Consider the following 17,289-nt stretch of genomic DNA (forward strand, 5'->3'; position numbering starts at 1 on the left):
AAAGAACGAGCCCCGCCAAAAGGCGGGGCCGATGTGAGCGCAGCGAGACCAGGTGACCGCGACGCGTGGCCGTACCACCAGATATCTCTGTCGAAACGTTATGAACACCGGGGCCGACCGTGTCAAAGGCCACAGTCGGCTCCGGTGTATCTACGACAACTGCCGTACGGCATCGTTGACTTGGTTACCGCAGGCGCGCCATGAGCGCGTGCTCGACCAGCGTGATCAGCGCACTCTTGGCATCCGAGCGGTGCCGGGCGTCCGTCGTGATGATCGGCGCGTCCGGGCCGATCTGGAGCGCCTCGCGCACTTCTTCGGGGTTGTACGGCTGGTGTCCGTCGAAGCCGTTGAGGGCGATGACGAACGGCAGGCCGCTGTTCTCGAAGTAGTCGACCGCGGGGAAACAGTCCGCGAGCCGACGGGTGTCGACCAGGACCACGGCGCCGATCGCGCCGCGCACCAGGTCGTCCCACATGAACCAGAAACGGTCCTGACCCGGCGTACCGAAGAGGTACAGGATCAGGTCCTGATCCAGGGTGATACGGCCGAAGTCCATGGCCACCGTGGTGGTGGTCTTGTCCCCGGTGTGGGTCAGGTCGTCGATACCCGCCGAGGCCGACGTCATGACGGCCTCGGTGCGCAGCGGGTTGATCTCCGAGACGGCGCCCACGAACGTGGTCTTGCCCACGCCGAACCCACCCGCGACCACGATCTTCGCGGAGGTGGTGGCCCGGCCCCCGTCAGAGCTTGCGAAGTCCACTGAGCACCCTTTCGAGCAGTGTCACCGCTGGTGCACCGCCGTTGTTCTCGTCGCCGCCCGGCTGGTGGATGGCGACCAGTCCGGCCTCGGCGAGGTCCGCGACCAGGATGCGGGCCACACCGAGCGGCATGGCGAGGAGCGCCGACACCTCTGCCACCGACTTGACCTCACGGCACAGGTGGCAGATGCGCTGGTGCTCGGGGAGCAGTCCCATCAGCGCCGCCGGGTCGGCCGTGGTGCTGATCAGGGCCTCGATGGCGAGCTGGTAGCGCGGCCGGGTCCGGCCGCCGGTCATGGCGTAGGGCCGAACCAGCGGCTGGTCGCCCTCGTCCCCGTACGGCTCGGCGTACGGATCGTGAGAGGCGGTGGGCGGGGTCATGAATCCTCCGGGCGGGACAGCGTCGGTCAGTCGTGCCGTCTGACATGGCCGGTGGGGGGATTGTGTCGGCCGGACGGTGTTTTGGTGAGACGGGTGGATCCGGAGCGGTCAGTGGAGCAGACTGCCCTGTAGTTCGGCGCGCAGGTCCGGGGTGAGCACTGCGCCCGCCCGGTCGACCAGGAGCGCCATCTCGTAGCCGACAAGGCCGATGTCGCACTCGGGGTGGGAGAGGACCGCCAGCGACGATCCGTCCGAGACGGACATGAGAAAGAGGAAACCGCGTTCCATCTCGACCACCGTCTGGGCCACCGTGCCGCCCTCGAAGATGCGCGAGGCACCCGCGGTGAGCGAGGTGAGCCCGGAGGCGACGGCGGCGAGCTGGTCGGCGCGGTCACGCGGGAAACCTTCCGACATCGCCAGAAGGAGACCGTCGGCGGACACGACGACGGTGTGGGACACACCCGGGGTGTTGTCCACGAAGTTGGTTATCAACCAGTTGAGGTTTTGTGCCGCCTGGCTCATCTGGCTCAACTAACGCTCCTGCTGGTGAGTGGGGCTAGGGAAGCTGCCGGTCTGGTCGGAGCCGGTACCGGCCTGCCGACCCTGGGCTATGCCCCTACGGAGATTGGTCAGCCGGCCGCGCACGTCATCGGGCGCACGTGAGACCGCAGGACCGCTTTGGTGCTGTTGCTGCTGAGCCGTACCCGGTACGAGGTTCGCACGCGGGACCCGGCGCGGAAGGCCGGAAGTCGTGACGCCACCGGCGGCCGGCTGGCGGACACGCTCGGCCTGCCGGACCAGCTCGTCGTTGGGCGAGCTGCGCCAGGAGCTGGTCGCGGCCGGCGCGGTCGCCGGACGCGGGGGAGTCGGCGCGGAGGACGGCTGCGGCGGAGCCGAACCGTTCCCGTTGCTGACGCCGTTGGTGCTGGTGCCGTTGGTCTGCGGCCGGCCGCCCTGCTGTCCCTGCCCGTGGAACCAGTTGGTCTCCAGGGTGTCGTACAGCGGCGTCCGTCCGTCACCGGGGCTGCTGGCCGGCGGCAGTGCCTCCGGCTGCGGCGGGCGCGGCGGGACCGGCGGACGCGAGCCGCCGAAGTCGCCCGGGCCACGCCCGGCGCCCGGCTGCGGGCGCTCGAACTGGCCGGTGGACGACGGGTCCTGCTGGCGGCGCGGCACCGGGCCCCGGTTGTCGAAGGGGGCCGGCGGTGCGGGGAACTGGCCGGTCGAGCCGTTGTCGTACCCGGTCGGCGCCGGGAACTGGCCCGTCGAACCGTTGTCGTACGACGGCGGCCCGAACTGCCCGTTGTTCTGCGGGCTCTGCGTTCCGCCGGCCGGGGTGCCGAAGACGTCCGAGCGGACGAACGACCCGGTGTTCTGCTGGCCGTTGGTGTCGGCGGGGCCGAACCCGGTGACACCGGGGACGGCGAACTGGCCGGTGTCCGAAGGGCCGCCCGGGCGCGGGGCGTTGTAGTCGGGGCGGGCGAACTCGGAGGTGACGGCCGGGTTCTGGAGATCGTCGATGCGCGGAAGCACCGGCATCTCCGAGGTCGCGGCCGGGTCCTGGCGGCTGTCGACGCGCGGCATCCGCGAGGTGGAGTCCGGCTCCTCGTGACCGCGCGGGGTGTCCAGCGAGGCACGCGGCACCGGGGGCTGCGCGTTCTCGTCGCTCCAGCTCGGCCGCGACGGCGTGTTGCCGTTGCCGCCGGGCAGCTCGGGACGGGCCGCACCGCCGGCCCGCGGCGGAAGCTGCGGACGGCGCCCGCCGCCCTGACCCTCCGGACGCTGCGGGGGTACGGGGCCGCGCGAGCCGCCGAAGCCGTCCTGACGTGAGGTGCTGTTGCCGAAGGCGTCCTGGCCCTGGCGTGCGCCCGGACCGTCACCGAAGCCGCCGGCGGGCTGCATGCCCTGCGGAGCACCCGGCGCCTGACCGAAGCCGCCGGCACCCGCACCGGCGGGAGCCGGCCTGCCGCCCTGCTGCGGGGCGCCCGGACCCTGCGGTCCACGCGGCGCTCCGCCCTGGCCGCCCGGGCGACCGCCCGAGTCCCGGCCGGGCAGCGCGGCCCGCGGTCCCTGACCGGAGCCGACCTGGCCGCGCGGAGCGGCACCGGCGCCGAGGAGTCCGCCACCGGCGGGAGCACCCTGGCCACCGTTCCGGCGGGCCGCGGCCACACCGGCGGCGGCCTGCGCGGCGGCGGGACCGCCCGCGGGGGCACCCTGGCCGGGCTTGCCCGGAGCGGGCTTCTTGCCGCCCTGGGCGACATCGACGGGGAGCATGACCAGCGCGGTCGTACCACCGGAGTCGGAGGGCCGCAGCTGGATCCGGATGCCGTGGCGCTGCGAGAGGCGGCCGACCACGAACAGACCCATGCGGCGGGAGACCGACACGTCCACGGTGGGCGGTGCGGCGAGCCGCTCGTTGATCGCGGCGAGGTCCTCGGGCGAGAGGCCGATGCCGGTGTCGTGGATCTCGATCAGGACGCGGCCGTCGGGCAGCGCGTGACCGGTGACCTTGACCTTGGTCTGCGGGGAGGAGAACGACGTGGCGTTCTCCAGCAGCTCGGCGAGCAGGTGCACGAGGTCGTTGACCACTCGGCCGGCGACCTCGGTGGTCGGCACGGACGACAGTTCGATGCGCTCGTACTGCTCCACCTCGGAGGCGGCGGCGCGGAGCACGTCGACCAGCGGGACCGGACGGGTCCAGCGGCGGCCGGGCTCCTCACCGGCGAGGACGAGAAGGTTCTCGCCGTTCCGGCGCATACGGGTCGCGAGGTGGTCGAGCTTGAAGAGGGAGGACAGCTGGTCCGGGTCGGCCTCGCGGGACTCCAGTTCGGAGATGAGCGAGAGCTGACGCTGGATGAGGCCCTGGGAGCGGCGCGAGAGGTTGGTGAACATCGCGTTGACGTTGCCCCGGAGGAGGGCCTGCTCGGCGGCGAGGCGGACGGCCTCGCGGTGCACGTCGTCGAAGGCCGCGGCCACCTGGCCGATCTCGTCCCGGGAGTGCACACCGACCGACTCGACGGAGGTGTCGACGTCCTGCGGGTCCGACTCCGAGAGCTGCTTGACCAGCTCGGGCAGCCGGTCCTGGGCGACCTTGGTCGCGGTGTCCTGGAGGCGGCGCAGCGAGCGGATCATCGACCGGGCGACGACGAAGGCGCCGACCAGCGAGACACCGAGGACGAGCAGGATCAGCGCACCGGAGACGATCGCTTCCTGCTCGGCTTCGTTGCGCAGCTCACGAGCCTTCTGCTCCATCTCGTTGAGGAGTGTCAGCTCGATGGTCTTCATCTGCTGGATCTTGGCCGAGTCGTCGTCGATCCAGTCCTTGTAGGAGCGCTTCTGCAGCCCCTGGATGCCGTCCCTGCTCTGCAGGATGCGCTTGGCGTAGAGGTCGGCCGCGGTGATCGTCGGGTTGCCCTCGTCGATCGGCTGGAGAAGCTCCTCGGCGCCGTCGCCGTAGATGCTCTTGAAGCTGTCCAGCTCGGATTCCTGGCTGCTCAGCGCGGAGTCGGCGTAGAGCCGGTCGTTCTCCGAGAGCTTGCCGACCGCCTTGTTGTCCTCGGGCAGCGCCGCCGAGATGACCGCGCGCTGGATGGACGCGTACTCCTTGGCCGAGGAGAACGCGGCCAGCGAGCGGGTGCGGGTGATCATCTCGGGGTTGCTGGTCGCCTCGGCCATGTCCTGGGAGAGGTCGAGCAGCTGGGTGATCAGCCGGTGGTAGGACTCGACGGTCTGCGTCGAGTTGTTCGGGTCCTCGTAGGCGTTCCTGCGGATCTCGTCCAGGTTGGCCAGCTCGCCGACGAGACCCACCAGGCTGTCGCGGACACCCTCGAGATTGCCGTTCTTGCTGGCGGTGTCGATCTCTTCGGAGCCGTCGATGAAGTTGGCGCGGGCCCGGTCGGTCTTCTCGCGGACGCCCTTGACGCTGTAGTCGGTGGCGGGCGCGCCGTGCGCCAGGGGACCGGCCGACTGGTCGCGCTCCTCCTGGAGCGCGGCGGACAGCTCGGTCGCCTGCTTGGTGATGTCCGTCAGCAGCCGCATGTTGTCGAGCTGCTGGATGTCGTCCATGTTGTCGCTGATGCGCAGCGCACCGAGCGAGGTCGCGGCGACCACGGGGAGCGCGAGCAGCGACACCAGACGGGTCGAGATCCGCCAGTTGCGCAGAGCTATTCGCGTACCGGGACCGCTCGGGCCCTTGGCGGGCTTCACCGGCGGTGGGGCGGCCGCGGGGGCGCCGGTGACCGCGCCCTTGCCGCCGGGTCCGCCAGGACCGCCGGGCGCACCACTGCCGAGGCGCGTCGACCGCTCGCCGTTGTCGCCGGTCAGAGCTGCCTGGCCCGGGTTCTGGGCGTGCTGGGGGGAGGAACCGTTACCGGCTCCGTTGTGTGGCTCCGGCTCCGCCGAAGCGCTGCCATCCCTCTTGAAACGTCCCTGCACTAGCGTCGCAACCTCTGGACCAGGCGCCCCTCCGCGTGAACGGACGGACGGTGTCGGCGTATAGGGGGCGCCCTGAAATACGCCCCCCATGGTGGTCGTTGAGTAACCCGGCGCTGGTTCCCCCTTACGTGCCGCCGCTCGGCGCTGCTTCGCGCCCCCTGTGCGCCGGCTCGTATCCCGCGGCGGTCCGTGAGATTCCAGCACAGTGCCGGATCTCCAACAAGGCCAATGGGTCACGGTGTGACGACGATGACGCCTTGTGAGCGCAACGTCACGAGGCGTACAGAGCGAATCGGCGCATACCGGATGGAATTCCACGAGTCGCATGGATAGTCAGGGTGTCCAGGTCGCCATGATCAGGAGCGGAATGAGGGCTTCAGTGAAGCAATGTCCGTTTCGTAGAGGGCACTTGAAGGCCGGAATTGACCGGTTTGCCCGTAGGGTCGTGAGCAAACTCACATGCCGTTCAAGGGGTCTCCGTGACTTCCCCAGGGAATCGGATGTTTAGCCTGACGCTTTACAGGGATGGCAAATCCGACAACCCGCGCACGGACTGCGGCTCTCCGCCCCACCGAGCGCCCGGACACGACAGGGTCGAGGACTACAACAGTGAAGACGACGACGATGTTCCACAACATCGCAAACCCGCGGCGCACGACGCTGGCCCACCTCACGGACGCCGACGAACTGACGCCCGTCGAGCAGCCGGAACACTCCGTAGACCTCCCCACCCAGACCGCCAACCCCCGCCGCACCATCCTCATGGAGGCCCCGGTCGCGGCCTCCGTCCCTGAGTAGTACGTGCGAGCGCCGCCCCGTTGTTCAGGGCGGCACCTGTGAATGCCTGTGTGTCAAGGGCGCCTCTGCCCCTCGTAGCCGCTTCCGGTCGTACGAGGGCCACGGGCGCCCTCGGCATATTGCGCCAGGCGCCTGCTCGCGGCGCGTTAGCCTGGAGCGTCAGACTCCAGCCGGACCAGCAGAGGGGCGCAGGAATCCCGTGCGCATCGCCAGATTCTCCATCGACGGGAACGTCGCCTTCGGCGCGGTCGAGGGCGACAAGCCGGACGAACTAGTCCTGGACATCATCAAGGGCATCCCGTTCGCCGAATTCGAACTCTCCGGCACGAAGGTCCCCCTCGACAAGGTCCGGCTGCTCCCGCCGGTGCTCCCCAACAAGGTCGTCGCCTACGGCCGCAACTACGCGGAGCACGCGCGGGAACTGGGCAACGAGGTCCCCGACGCCCCCTTCGCCTTCTTCAAGCCGTCCACCTCGGTGATCGGCTCCGGCGACGACATCCAGTACCCCTCCTTCTCCGAGGAACTGCACCACGAGGCCGAACTCGCCGTGGTCATCGGCCGGATGTGCCGCGAGGTCCCGCGTGAGCGCGTCAAGGACGTCATCCTCGGCTACACCTGCGCCAACGACATCACCGCGCGGGACGTCCAGAAGCGCGAGAAGCAGTGGGCACGGGCGAAGGGCTTCGACACCAGCTGCCCCCTCGGCCCCTGGATCGAGACGGACCTCGACCCCTCCGACCTCACGATCCAGCTCACGGTCAACGGCCAGCAGCGCCAACTCGGCCGCACCAGCGAGATGATCCACTCGATCGAGGACCTGATCGTCAACATCACCGAGGCCATGACGCTGCTCCCCGGCGACGTGATCCTCACGGGCACCCCGGCAGGCGTCGGACCGCTCACCGTCGGCGACGAGGTCGCCGTCACCATCGAAGGCATCGGCACTCTCACCAACAAGGTTGTCAAGCGTGGCTAGCGCACCCGCCCCCGCCGTCCGAGTACGGTTCTGCCCGTCGCCCACCGGTAACCCCCACGTGGGCCTGGTCCGTACGGCCCTGTTCAACTGGGCGTACGCCCGCCACACCGGCGGCACCTTCGTCTTCCGCATCGAGGACACCGACGCGGCCCGCGACTCCGAGGAGTCGTACGAGCAGCTGCTGTCCTCGCTGCGCTGGCTGGGCTTCGACTGGGACGAGGGCCCCGAGATCGGCGGCCCGCACGCGCCGTACCGCCAGTCGCAGCGCATGGACACCTACAAGGACGTGGCGGCCAGGCTCCTCGAAGCGGGCCACGCGTACTACTGCTACTGCTCCACGGAGGAGCTGGACACCCGCCGCGACGCCGCCCGCGCGGCAGGCAGGCCTTCCGGGTACGACGGCCACTGCCGCGCCCTGACCGACGAGCAGGTGTCGGCGTACACCGCCGAGGGCCGCACGCCCATCGTCCGCTTCCGGATGCCCGACGAGACGATCACCTTCACGGACCTGGTCCGCGGCGAACTGACGTTCACGCCGGAGAACGTCCCGGACTACGGGATCGTACGAGCCAACGGCGCCCCGCTCTACACCCTCGTGAACCCGGTCGACGACGCGCTGATGGAGATCACGCACGTCCTGCGAGGCGAGGACCTGCTGTCGTCGACCCCACGCCAGGTCGCCCTGTACAAGGCGCTGATCGAGCTGGGCATCGCGAAGCAGATCCCCTCCTTCGGCCACCTGCCGTACGTGATGGGCGAGGGCAACAAGAAGCTCTCGAAGCGCGACCCGGAGTCGAGCCTGAACCTATACCGGGAGCGCGGCTTCCTCCCCGAGGGCCTGCTCAACTACCTCTCCCTCCTTGGCTGGTCGCTCTCGGCCGACCAGGACGTCTTCTCGATCGACGAGATGGTCGCCGCCTTCGACGTGTCGGACGTGAACCCCAACCCGGCCCGCTTCGACCTGAAGAAGTGCGAGGCGATCAACGCCGACCACATCCGGCTGCTGGACGTGAAGGACTTCACCGAGCGCTGCGCACCCTGGCTCCAGGCGCCCTTCGCGCCCTGGTCGCCGGAGGACTTCGACGAGGCGAAGTGGCAGGCGATCGCCCCGCACGCCCAGACCCGCCTCAAGGTTCTCTCGGAGATCACGGACAACGTCGACTTCCTGTTCCTGCCGGAGCCGGCGTCGGACGAGGCGTCCTGGACGAAGTCGATGAAGGAGGGCAGCGACGCGCTGCTCCGCACGGCTCGCGGGAAGCTGGAGTCGGCCGACTGGACGTCGGCGGAGTCCCTCAAGGAGGCCGTCCTGGCCGCCGGCGAGGCCCACGGCCTCAAGCTCGGCAAGGCCCAGGCCCCGGTCCGGGTGGCCGTCACCGGCCGCACGATCGGCCTGCCGCTCTTCGAGTCCCTGGAAGTCCTGGGCAAGGAGAAGACGCTGGCCCGGATCGACGCGGCACTGGCGAGGCTGGCGGCGTAACACCCACGCATACGTGAGGGGCGGCACCCGGAACTTCCGGGTGCCGCCCCTCGAACGTGCGGTTCACACCGCGTCGTTCTCGTCGATCAGGTACGTGAACTCGTCGAAGATCTCCAGTACGACGATGACCATGATGGCCCCCGCGACCATGTACTCCAGCATCATGCCGGGGGTCACGTAGGTCTTCCGCAGATGTTCGTCGGGGCCGAGTGGCGCTGTCGCAGCCTTGCGGAACGGGTCGCGCGACAGTGAACTGGACTCGGTGCTCGCTCATGCACTCACTGCGCCAGCCCGCGATACCGTCGGTGGCATGACGATCCGTGCTGTGGTCTGGGACATCGACGACACGATCTTTGACTACACCACCGCGGATCGCGCCGGTATGCGGGAGCAGCTCGTGGCCGAGGGGCTGCTCGACGCCTACGCGACCGTCGAGCAGGCACTTGTGCGCTGGCGGGAGGTCACCGACCGGCAGTGGGCTCGGTTCGCGGCGGGGGAGACCGACTTCCGGGGGCAGCGCCGGGAGCGGGTGCGGATGTTCCTGGGTGAGGAGCTGACCGACCCCGAGGCCGATGCCTGGTTCGACCGCTACATCGGGCATTACGAAGCCGCCTGGGCGCTCTTCCCGGACGTGCTGCCCGTCCTCGACCTCCTCGCCGCCAGCCACCGGCACGGGGTGCTCTCCAACTCCAGCATCCGCGTACAGGACCGCAAGCTGCGCGCGCTCGGCGTCCGTGACCGGTTCGAGTCCGTCCTGTGCGCGGCCGAGCTGGGCGTCCACAAACCGGACGCCCAGGCCTTCCACGCGGCCTGCGCCGCCCTGGACCTGCCTCCGGAACAGGTGGCGTATGTCGGCGACCACCCGGAGATCGACGGACGGGGTGCCGTCGACGCCGGAATGCTGTCCGTGTGGATCGACCGCGACGGCCTCGTCGGCGCGGAGCAGGCCCCCGAGGGCCCGCACCGGATCGCCTCGCTCGCCGAACTCCCCGCGCTCCTCGGCGTCGATACCCGTTTTGGAGCGCCGTCCACCTTCGGGTAATGTTCTTCCTGCGCCGCCGGACAGCGGGCCGAAAGGTCGGGAACCGGAGGCGCAAGCTAGAACAAAAGTTCCGCAGGGACTTGCGTTCCAGTGGCCTATGGTGTAATTGGCAGCACGACTGATTCTGGTTCAGTTAGTCTTGGTTCGAGTCCAGGTAGGCCAGCTCGCAGATTGCTTCAAATCTGCACCCGTGGAGATCATTTCCACAGAGGCCCCCGTTGTGTAGCGGCCTAGCACGCTGCCCTCTCACGGCAGTAGCGCCGGTTCGAATCCGGTCGGGGGTACAGATCCTTCCCGGAGGGTCAGTCAGGGTCGCACCCGCTGACTCTCATGCAGGATCGCTAGGGCCCCCGTTGTGTAGCGGCCTAGCACGCTGCCCTCTCACGGCAGTAGCGCCGGTTCGAATCCGGTCGGGGGTACGCTTTACCTTGAATTGCCTTGGTCTATGGTGTAATTGGCAACACTACGGTTTCTGGTACCGTCATTCTTGGTTCGAGTCCAGGTAGACCAGCTCGGATCTACGGCGGTGCAGTTTCAACCGCTCGTAAGATCCTCGCCCCCGTTGTGTAGCGGCCTAGCACGCTGCCCTCTCACGGCAGTAGCGCCGGTTCGAATCCGGTCGGGGGTACGTCAGTGCAGAGTGGCCCCCCGCTTCGGCGGGGGGCCACTCCGCATTTCCCCTGCCTACAGCCCGTACCGCCGCGCCGACTCCTCCTCCTGGGCCAGCCGGTGCAGCGCCTGGAGCACCGGCTCGAAGAGCACGGCCGACGCGACCGCCGTCTCCACCCGCTCCGCGTCCGACGCGTGCGTCTCCAGATAGTCCAGGTCCCGTCCCGCCACCTGGTGCATCAACTCCGCGTACGGCGCCATCAGTTCGGCGTCCCAGGGATAGCCCAGCCGGATCAGCGCGGCCACCGCCACCACCAGCGAGCGGTGCACGGGGGAGAGGGCGCTCAGCTCACGCGCGGTCTCCCAGCCGAGGTTCGTCAGCAGCCGGTCGACCTCCCGGCGGGCGGCGACCACGGCCGGGTCCGCCTCGTCCGGCTCGGTGCCCTGCGGCAACGCCCACAGGGCCGCGCCCAGACGGATCGTACGGCCCAGGGACTCGTCGTCCACATGGCCGAGCACCTCACGAGCGGTGGCGACGGGGATGCGGCCCACCTGGATCAGCGCACGCACCAGACGCAGCCGGCGCAGATGGTCCTCGTCGTACTCCGCGGTCGTCGTGTTGATCTGCCGTCCGGGCGCCAACAGGCCTTCGCGCAGGTAGTACTTGATGGTCGCGGTGGACACACCGCTGCGCTCGCTCAACTCCGCCAGCCGCATCCCTTGCGCCTTTCCTCGGACAACGGCACGATCCAAGCACGCGGTGGTCGGATAGCGCCGCTAGCCAATGGGGCTCACCGTCCCTCAGGGGGAGGCGTCATGTTCGCGAAGCCCAACGCGGGCCGTACGACTGCGGCTGCCGAAGGGGATGTCGTCGTTCTGCTCATCGGGATGCGCATCAACCACTTCTGGGCCGTGCACCACTGGTTCCCGGTGCTCTCGGCGATGCCGCGGATGCTGCGGGAGCTGGCGAGGGATCCGTCGCGCGGGCTGCTGGGGCATGTCCTGCTGACGGCGTCGCCGCGGACGTACTACGTCGTCCAGTACTGGGAGTCCAAGGAGAAGCTGTACGCGTACGCCTCGGCGGCCGACATGTTCCATCGCAAGGCGTGGGGCGCCCTCAACCGCAAGGAGCGGGAGGGGAAGGTTCGGCAGCATGTGGGGTTGTGGCACGAGACGTATGTCGTGCCTGAGGGGGCTTACGAGTCGATCTACTCGGACATGCCGGCGTTTGGGCTGAGTGCGGCGCATGGGGTGTTGCCGGTGGAGCGGCGGGGGCGGTCCGGTAAGGAGCGGTTCGCTTATCGGTCGGCGCCGTAGGGGGTTCTGTTGTGGGGCGGGTGCGGGTGCGTTGTGGCTGGTCGCGCAGTTCCCCGCGCCCCTAAAAGCAGGTGGGTGCGCCTCAGGGTGATTGTCAGCGAAGGTCTGCCGCGGCGTTGAGGCCGACCCTCTCTGACGGTCGTACCCTCGCTCAGCCCGTGCGGCGCAGGGCCTCCGACAAGCGGGCTGCCGCGTCGATTACCGCCTGGGCGTGCATGCGGCCGGGGTGGCGGGTCAGGCGTTCGATGGGGCCCGAGACCGAGACGGCGGCCACCACGCGGTTCGACGGGCCGCGGACGGGGGCCGAGACCGAGGCGACGCCCGGTTCGCGTTCGCCGATGGACTGGGCCCAGCCCCGGCGTCGTACGCCCGACAGCGCTGTCGCCGTGAAGCGGGCGCCCTGGAGGCCGCGGTGCAGGCGCTCCGGCTCCTCCCACGCCATCAGGATCTGGGCCGACGAGCCCGCCTTCATCGTGAGCGTCGAGCCGACCGGGACCGTGTCCCTCAGGCCCGAGAGGCGCTCGGCCGCGGCGACGCAGATGCGCATGTCGCCCTGGCGGCGGTAGAGCTGCGCGCTCTCGCCCGTGAGATCGCGGAGGTGGGTGAGCACGGGGCCGGCCGTGGCCAGCAGGCGGTCCTCGCCCGCCGCCGCCGCCAGTTCTGCCAGGCGGGGGCCGAGAATGAAACGGCCCTGCATGTCGCGCGCCACCATACGGTGGTGTTCCAAGGCCACGGCGAGGCGATGTGCCGTGGGTCGTGCGAGTCCGGTCGCCGCGACCAGACCCGCGAGGGTGGCCGGACCGGACTCCAGAGCGCTCAGGACAAGGGCTGCCTTGTCCAGAACGCCGACGCCGCTACTGTTGTCCATGAAACGATACTCGCGTCTCACTCTGTGAAACGCAAGTTCATTTTCCGGTGGAACGCGCCACTCTGGAAGACACAGCGGCCCGCCGACCAACGGGCCCGGTGGCGGATGTCCGGACGAGGGGTATGGGCGGTCGCCTCCACAAGATCTCTATCTAGTTGGGCCGGCGCCCGTACGGACCGGCCTGGAGGGAAAGCGATGGGTAGGACACTCGCGGAGAAGGTCTGGGACGACCATGTCGTCCGGCGCGCCGAGGGCGAGCCCGACCTCCTTTTCATTGATCTGCACCTGCTGCACGAGGTGACCAGCCCGCAGGCCTTCGACGGTCTGCGCCAGAACGGCCGTAAGGTGCGGCGCCTCGACCTCACCATCGCGACCGAGGACCACAACACCCCGACCCTCGACATCGACAAGCCCATCGCCGACCCGGTCTCCCGGGTCCAGCTGGAGACGCTGCGCAAGAACTGCGCCGACTTCGGTGTGCGGCTGCACCCGCTGGGCGACGTCGAGCAGGGCGTCGTCCACGTGGTGGGACCGCAGCTGGGACTGACCCAGCCGGGCACCACCGTCGTCTGCGGCGACTCCCACACCTCCACGCACGGCGCCTTCGGCGCGCTGGCGTTCGGCATCGGCACCTCGCAGGTCGAGCATGTGCTGGCCACCCAGACGCTGCCGCTGGCCCGCCCCAGGACCATGGCCATCACGGTCGACGGCGAACTGCCCGACGGCGTCACCGCCAAGGACCTGATCCTCGCCATCATCGCGAAGATCGGCACGGGCGGCGGCCAGGGCTACATCCTGGAGTACCGCGGCTCCGCCATCGAGAAGCTCTCGATGGAGGCCCGGATGACCATCTGCAACATGTCGATCGAGGCCGGGGCCCGGGCCGGAATGATCGCTCCGGACGAGACCACCTTCGAGTACCTCAAGGGACGCCCGCACGCGCCCGAGGGTGCCGACTGGGACGCGGCCGTCGAGTACTGGAAGACGCTGCGCACCGACGACGACGCGGAATTCGACGCCGAGGTCGTCATCGACGGTGCCTCGCTCGCGCCGTTCGTCACCTGGGGCACCAACCCCGGCCAGGGTGCGCCGCTTTCGGCGTCCGTCCCCGACCCCGCTTCGTACGAAGACGCTTCGGAGCGCCTCGCCGCCGAAAAGGCCCTGGAATACATGGGGTTGGAGGCCGGACAGTCGCTGCGCTCCATCAAGGTGGACACCGTCTTCGTAGGTTCGTGCACCAACGGCCGCATCGAGGACCTGCGCGCCGCCGCCGAGATCGTCGAGGGCCGCAAAGTCGCCGACGGCGTACGGATGCTGGTCGTCCCCGGTTCGGTGCGGGTCGGTCTGCAGGCCGTCTCCGAGGGCCTGGACCTGGTCTTCAAGGAGGCCGGCGCCGAATGGCGGCACGCGGGCTGCTCGATGTGTCTGGGCATGAACCCCGACCAGCTGGCCCCCGGTGAGCGCTCCGCGTCCACCTCCAACCGCAACTTCGAGGGCAGGCAGGGCAAGGGCGGCCGTACGCACCTGGTGTCGCCGCAGGTCGCCGCCGCGACGGCCGTACTGGGCCACCTGGCCTCCCCGGCCGACCTGTCCGACGCCGACACCCGTACGCCCGCTGGAGTCTGATCAGCCATGGAAGCATTCACCACGCACACCGGCCGGGCCGTCCCGCTGCGCCGCAGCAACGTCGACACCGACCAGATCATCCCTGCTCACTGGCTCAAGAAGGTCACGCGGGACGGGTTCGAGGACGGGCTGTTCGAGGCCTGGCGCAAGGACGAGAACTTCATCCTCAACCGGCCCGAGCGCAAGGGCGCGACGGTCCTGGTCGCCGGTCCCGACTTCGGTACGGGCTCCTCGCGCGAGCACGCGGTCTGGGCGCTGCAGAACTACGGCTTCAAGACCGTCATCTCGTCGCGCTTCGCCGACATCTTCCGTGGCAACTCGCTCAAGAACGGCCTGCTCACGGTGGTTCTGGAGCAGAAGATCGTGGACGCGCTCCAGGAGCTGACGGAGAACGACCCGCAGGCCGAGATCACGGTCGACCTGGAGGCCCGCGAGGTGCGCGCCGAGGGCATCACCGCCGCCTTCGAACTCGACGAGAACGCCCGTTGGCGGCTGCTGAACGGGCTGGACGACATCTCCATCACCCTGCAGAACGAGGACCAGATCGTCTCGTACGAGGCGAAGCGGCCCTCGCACAAGCCGTGGACGCTCAAGGTCTGAGCCGGACGGCCCTTCGCAAGTAGGGTTTCGGCCACCGCAACACCCCGTCTGTACCCCCGATCGCCACGATTGGGGGTACAGCTGTTTCTGCCCCCGGACCCCCTCGCGTGCCCTCCTGTGTCCCCTCAACTCCCCATGTTAGAAAGGGTGTTGATTGGGTACCCGGCTCTTGACACCGCGGTTCCGAAGCCGGCGCGGAAGGCCGTTTGAGGCGGCAGTTGCCCCCTGAGCAGGCGACAACTCGCCCCAGATGGCACAATCTGTGCATGGAACACGACGGCCAACTCGAGCTCTACACGGCGGTCGCGGCCCAACTCAAGGAAGCGCACACAAGAGTGCGCGCACTGCAAGTCCCGGAGGGCGTACGGATGGCGCTGACCCGGAAGCTGCTGGTCATTACGGCCGCGGCCAAGCACGATCTCGCCGACGCGACAAGGCGGCTGGAACGCTTCACGGCGGACCTCGACGAGGGTCGATTCCCCGACGAGGACCGCTGAGGAACTCCGTGACAGCCCGAGTTCGTTGCGGCACAAGGGTGATTAGCCCGTTTCGTGTTTGATTTGCGGTATATATCTGCCTAACGTGCGAAAAAGCTTGAACACTTTCGTTCTGGCAATGTCTCCGAAGGGGAAGACGTGAACAAGGCGCAGCTCGTAGAAGCCATTGCGGACAAGGTCGGTGGCCGTCAGCAGGCCGCCGAGGCGGTCGACGCGGTCCTGGACGCCATCGTCCGCGCGACGGTCAGCGGGGACCGGGTGTCGGTCACCGGCTTCGGTTCCTTCGAGAAGGTCGACCGTCCGGCCCGTTACGCCCGCAACCCGCAGACGGGTGAGCGGGTTCGGGTCAAGAAGACCTCCGTCCCCCGCTTCCGTGCGGGCCAGGGCTTCAAGGACCTGGTGAGCGGCTCGAAGAAGCTCCCGCGCGGTGGCGAGGTCGCGGTCAAGAAGGCGCCCAAGGGCAGCCTGACCGGCGGTGCTGCCGCAACGGTCAAGAAGGCCGCGGCGAAGAAGACCGCGACCGCCAAGCGCGCGACGGCGGCCAGGAAGACCGTCGCCAAGAAGGCCGCGCCGGCCAAGAAGACGACGGCCACGGCGAAGAAGACCACGGCCAAGAAGACCACCGCGAAGTCCGCGGCGGCCAAGAAGACGACGGCCACGGCGAAGAAGACCGCCGCGAAGAAGGCCCCGGCCAAGAAGGCGACGGCCAAGAAGGCCCCCGCCCGTAAGACGGCGGCTCGCACCACCACCGCCAAGAAGGCCACCGCCCGCAAGTAAATCGGGGCGCGAGGGCACTCACGCGACGGGCCGGACTCCCCCAGGGAGTCCGGCCCGCGGCGTGTTCGGTTCATTTCTTGCTGCGGGCCCGGTGGGGGCTGGTCGCGCAGTTCCCCGCGCCCCTGTCGGGGCGCTGCGCGCGCCCGACTTCGGCCAGGTCCGTCAGAAGGTCTGCAGGGTGACCAGCGTGATCCGGAGGCCGCCCGCGGCCCCTGTCGCTCCCTCGGTCTCGATGCGCACCCGCTGTCCGGGGCGCAGCAGCCTCAGTCCGCCCGCGTCGAACGCCGGTGCGTCGAAGGGGACGGGGGTGCCGTCGTCGAGCAGCACACTGCCGCTGCGCGTCTCGGCGTCGTACGTGTACGCGGTCGCCTGCATGGCGGCAGCCTACTGGCCCGCGATCAGCAGTCCCTCGACCACGGCCGCCGTCCGTGGCCCGACTCCCAGGGCGAGCGCCGCCCGCAGGTCGTCGCCGGTGTCCACGTCCTGGCGTACGGAATTCACTGTTGTGAGTCCGATTTCCATGGCGCCCGAGTCGCGATGGCGGAGCCGGGAATGCGGGCCGAAATGCGGAGACAATTCCTGACCGGTTCCGGCGGTCAGCAGAGTGGTGCCGACGGTGGCCGCGTCCGCGAGGAAAGCTCGCGGGAATTCGGCGGCGGCATCCAGGACCCGGGCCAGTTCCAGGGGGCGCAGGGCCGGCAGATCGGCGTTCAGGGCCGCTACGGGGCTGTCGGGGCGGATTGTCCGTACGGTGGCCGCTCCGTGCGCCAGAGCGGCGTTCAGGCCGCCCAGGGGCTCGTCGGGGACGATCGCGGCGCCCAGCGCGGCCAGCTCGCGGGCGGCGAGGGCGTCGTCCGTGACGACCGCCACATCGCGGACCGCCGCGCAGGCGAGCACCGCTGCCACCGTGTCCTGGGCGAAGGCCAGGGCGAGACCGGGGCGGAGCCCGTCGTGGGCGGTGTCCGCGAGCCTGCTCTTGGCCCGCGCCAGGGGCTTGAGGGGTATGACCACTGTCCACTGCACGAGCGTTCCGTACCTCCCTCGGCCACCCCGGCTGCTCACCCGGCGCTCTCCCGGTCGCAACCATTGTCACCTGGCTGTCATCAAAGCCCATCCGGCGGTGTCGGTGCCG

At 69.3% G+C, this 17,289-nt stretch carries 17 protein-coding genes and 5 tRNA genes; 14 read left to right on the forward strand and 8 right to left on the reverse strand.

Features of this window, described 5'->3' with window-relative positions; genetic code table 11:
* Positions 1-184: 184 nt before the first annotated feature.
* The 4 genes from ACFYXF_RS32655 to ACFYXF_RS32670 form a co-directional block, all read right to left on the reverse strand.
* Positions 185-760: an ATP/GTP-binding protein gene (locus tag ACFYXF_RS32655; protein ID WP_006375318.1), complete on the reverse strand. Its 576-nt coding sequence runs from the start codon at positions 758-760 to the stop codon at positions 185-187.
* On the reverse strand, positions 741-1,139 hold the full coding sequence (locus tag ACFYXF_RS32660) for a DUF742 domain-containing protein (protein WP_369037137.1): 399 nt from the start codon (positions 1,137-1,139) through the stop codon (positions 741-743). Before ACFYXF_RS32660 ends, ACFYXF_RS32655 begins: the two co-directional genes overlap by 20 nt.
* Positions 1,140-1,247: 108 nt before the next feature.
* The gene (locus ACFYXF_RS32665; RefSeq protein ID WP_010984127.1) at positions 1,248-1,661 is read right to left on the reverse strand and encodes a roadblock/LC7 domain-containing protein; all 414 of its coding nucleotides are present in this window, start codon (positions 1,659-1,661) and stop codon (positions 1,248-1,250) included.
* Positions 1,662-1,670: 9 nt separating this feature from the next.
* Complete coding sequence (locus tag ACFYXF_RS32670; protein WP_389355126.1) at positions 1,671-5,570, reverse strand: nitrate- and nitrite sensing domain-containing protein; 3,900 nt, start codon at positions 5,568-5,570, stop codon at positions 1,671-1,673.
* Between the two features lie 609 nt (positions 5,571-6,179).
* Here ACFYXF_RS32670 and ACFYXF_RS32675 point away from each other — a divergent pair.
* From ACFYXF_RS32675 to ACFYXF_RS32715, 9 genes are all read left to right on the forward strand, one after another.
* The gene (locus tag ACFYXF_RS32675; RefSeq protein WP_389355128.1) at positions 6,180-6,368 is read left to right on the forward strand and encodes a hypothetical protein; all 189 of its coding nucleotides are present in this window, start codon (positions 6,180-6,182) and stop codon (positions 6,366-6,368) included.
* A gap of 199 nt (positions 6,369-6,567) precedes the next feature.
* The gene (locus ACFYXF_RS32680) at positions 6,568-7,344 is read left to right on the forward strand and encodes a fumarylacetoacetate hydrolase family protein (RefSeq protein ID WP_389355130.1); all 777 of its coding nucleotides are present in this window, start codon (positions 6,568-6,570) and stop codon (positions 7,342-7,344) included.
* The gene (gene gltX, locus ACFYXF_RS32685; RefSeq protein ID WP_389355132.1) at positions 7,337-8,821 is read left to right on the forward strand and encodes a glutamate--tRNA ligase; all 1,485 of its coding nucleotides are present in this window, start codon (positions 7,337-7,339) and stop codon (positions 8,819-8,821) included. The genes ACFYXF_RS32680 and gltX overlap by 8 nt, the downstream gene beginning before the upstream one ends.
* 310 nt (positions 8,822-9,131) lie before the next feature.
* Positions 9,132-9,863: an HAD family hydrolase gene (locus ACFYXF_RS32690; RefSeq protein ID WP_389355133.1), complete on the forward strand. Its 732-nt coding sequence runs from the start codon at positions 9,132-9,134 to the stop codon at positions 9,861-9,863.
* Positions 9,864-9,954: 91 nt separating this feature from the next.
* Positions 9,955-10,026: transfer RNA gene (locus tag ACFYXF_RS32695), tRNA-Gln, on the forward strand.
* Between the two features lie 48 nt (positions 10,027-10,074).
* Positions 10,075-10,147: transfer RNA gene (locus ACFYXF_RS32700), tRNA-Glu, on the forward strand.
* Between the two features lie 62 nt (positions 10,148-10,209).
* Positions 10,210-10,282, forward strand: a tRNA-Glu gene (locus ACFYXF_RS32705).
* A gap of 20 nt (positions 10,283-10,302) precedes the next feature.
* Positions 10,303-10,374 (forward strand) — tRNA-Gln (locus ACFYXF_RS32710).
* A gap of 44 nt (positions 10,375-10,418) precedes the next feature.
* Positions 10,419-10,491 (forward strand) — tRNA-Glu (locus ACFYXF_RS32715).
* Between the two features lie 56 nt (positions 10,492-10,547).
* Here ACFYXF_RS32715 and ACFYXF_RS32720 read toward each other — a convergent pair.
* Positions 10,548-11,189, reverse strand: coding sequence for a MerR family transcriptional regulator (locus ACFYXF_RS32720; RefSeq protein ID WP_389355135.1), 642 nt, complete (start codon positions 11,187-11,189; stop codon positions 10,548-10,550).
* Positions 11,190-11,288: 99 nt separating this feature from the next.
* Between ACFYXF_RS32720 and ACFYXF_RS32725 the strand changes: the two genes are divergently transcribed.
* On the forward strand, positions 11,289-11,789 hold the full coding sequence (locus ACFYXF_RS32725) for a DUF4188 domain-containing protein (RefSeq protein WP_389355136.1): 501 nt from the start codon (positions 11,289-11,291) through the stop codon (positions 11,787-11,789).
* 151 nt (positions 11,790-11,940) lie between these two features.
* On the opposite strand, the gene ndgR is transcribed toward ACFYXF_RS32725, so the two are convergent.
* Positions 11,941-12,657 carry an IclR family transcriptional regulator NdgR gene (ndgR, locus tag ACFYXF_RS32730; protein ID WP_210588063.1) on the reverse strand — a complete coding sequence of 239 codons (717 nt, stop codon included), beginning with the start codon at positions 12,655-12,657 and terminating at the stop codon, positions 11,941-11,943.
* 195 nt (positions 12,658-12,852) lie between these two features.
* On the opposite strand from ndgR, the gene leuC reads away from it, so the two are divergent.
* The 4 genes from leuC (at position 12,853) to ACFYXF_RS32750 (ending at position 16,157) form a co-directional block, all read left to right on the forward strand.
* The gene (leuC, locus tag ACFYXF_RS32735) at positions 12,853-14,283 is read left to right on the forward strand and encodes a 3-isopropylmalate dehydratase large subunit (protein ID WP_369037142.1); all 1,431 of its coding nucleotides are present in this window, start codon (positions 12,853-12,855) and stop codon (positions 14,281-14,283) included.
* Between the two features lie 6 nt (positions 14,284-14,289).
* Positions 14,290-14,883: a 3-isopropylmalate dehydratase small subunit gene (leuD, locus tag ACFYXF_RS32740; RefSeq protein ID WP_235474596.1), complete on the forward strand. Its 594-nt coding sequence runs from the start codon at positions 14,290-14,292 to the stop codon at positions 14,881-14,883.
* A gap of 266 nt (positions 14,884-15,149) precedes the next feature.
* Positions 15,150-15,380, forward strand: coding sequence for a hypothetical protein (locus ACFYXF_RS32745; protein WP_369037144.1), 231 nt, complete (start codon positions 15,150-15,152; stop codon positions 15,378-15,380).
* A gap of 138 nt (positions 15,381-15,518) precedes the next feature.
* A complete protein-coding gene (locus tag ACFYXF_RS32750; RefSeq protein WP_389355139.1) occupies positions 15,519-16,157 on the forward strand; it encodes an HU family DNA-binding protein in 639 nt (212 codons plus the stop codon).
* A 162-nt stretch (positions 16,158-16,319) separates the two neighbouring features.
* On the opposite strand, the gene ACFYXF_RS32755 is transcribed toward ACFYXF_RS32750, so the two are convergent.
* Complete coding sequence (locus tag ACFYXF_RS32755) at positions 16,320-16,532, reverse strand: hypothetical protein (RefSeq protein WP_389355140.1); 213 nt, start codon at positions 16,530-16,532, stop codon at positions 16,320-16,322.
* Positions 16,533-16,541: 9 nt separating this feature from the next.
* Positions 16,542-17,180, reverse strand: coding sequence for a 2-phospho-L-lactate guanylyltransferase (gene cofC / locus ACFYXF_RS32760; protein WP_389355141.1), 639 nt, complete (start codon positions 17,178-17,180; stop codon positions 16,542-16,544).
* Between the last annotated feature and the right edge of the window lie 109 nt (positions 17,181-17,289).

It is taken from the genome of Streptomyces sp. NPDC002680 (assembly GCF_042889145.1).
Lineage (GTDB): Bacteria > Actinomycetota > Actinomycetes > Streptomycetales > Streptomycetaceae > Streptomyces > Streptomyces adonidis.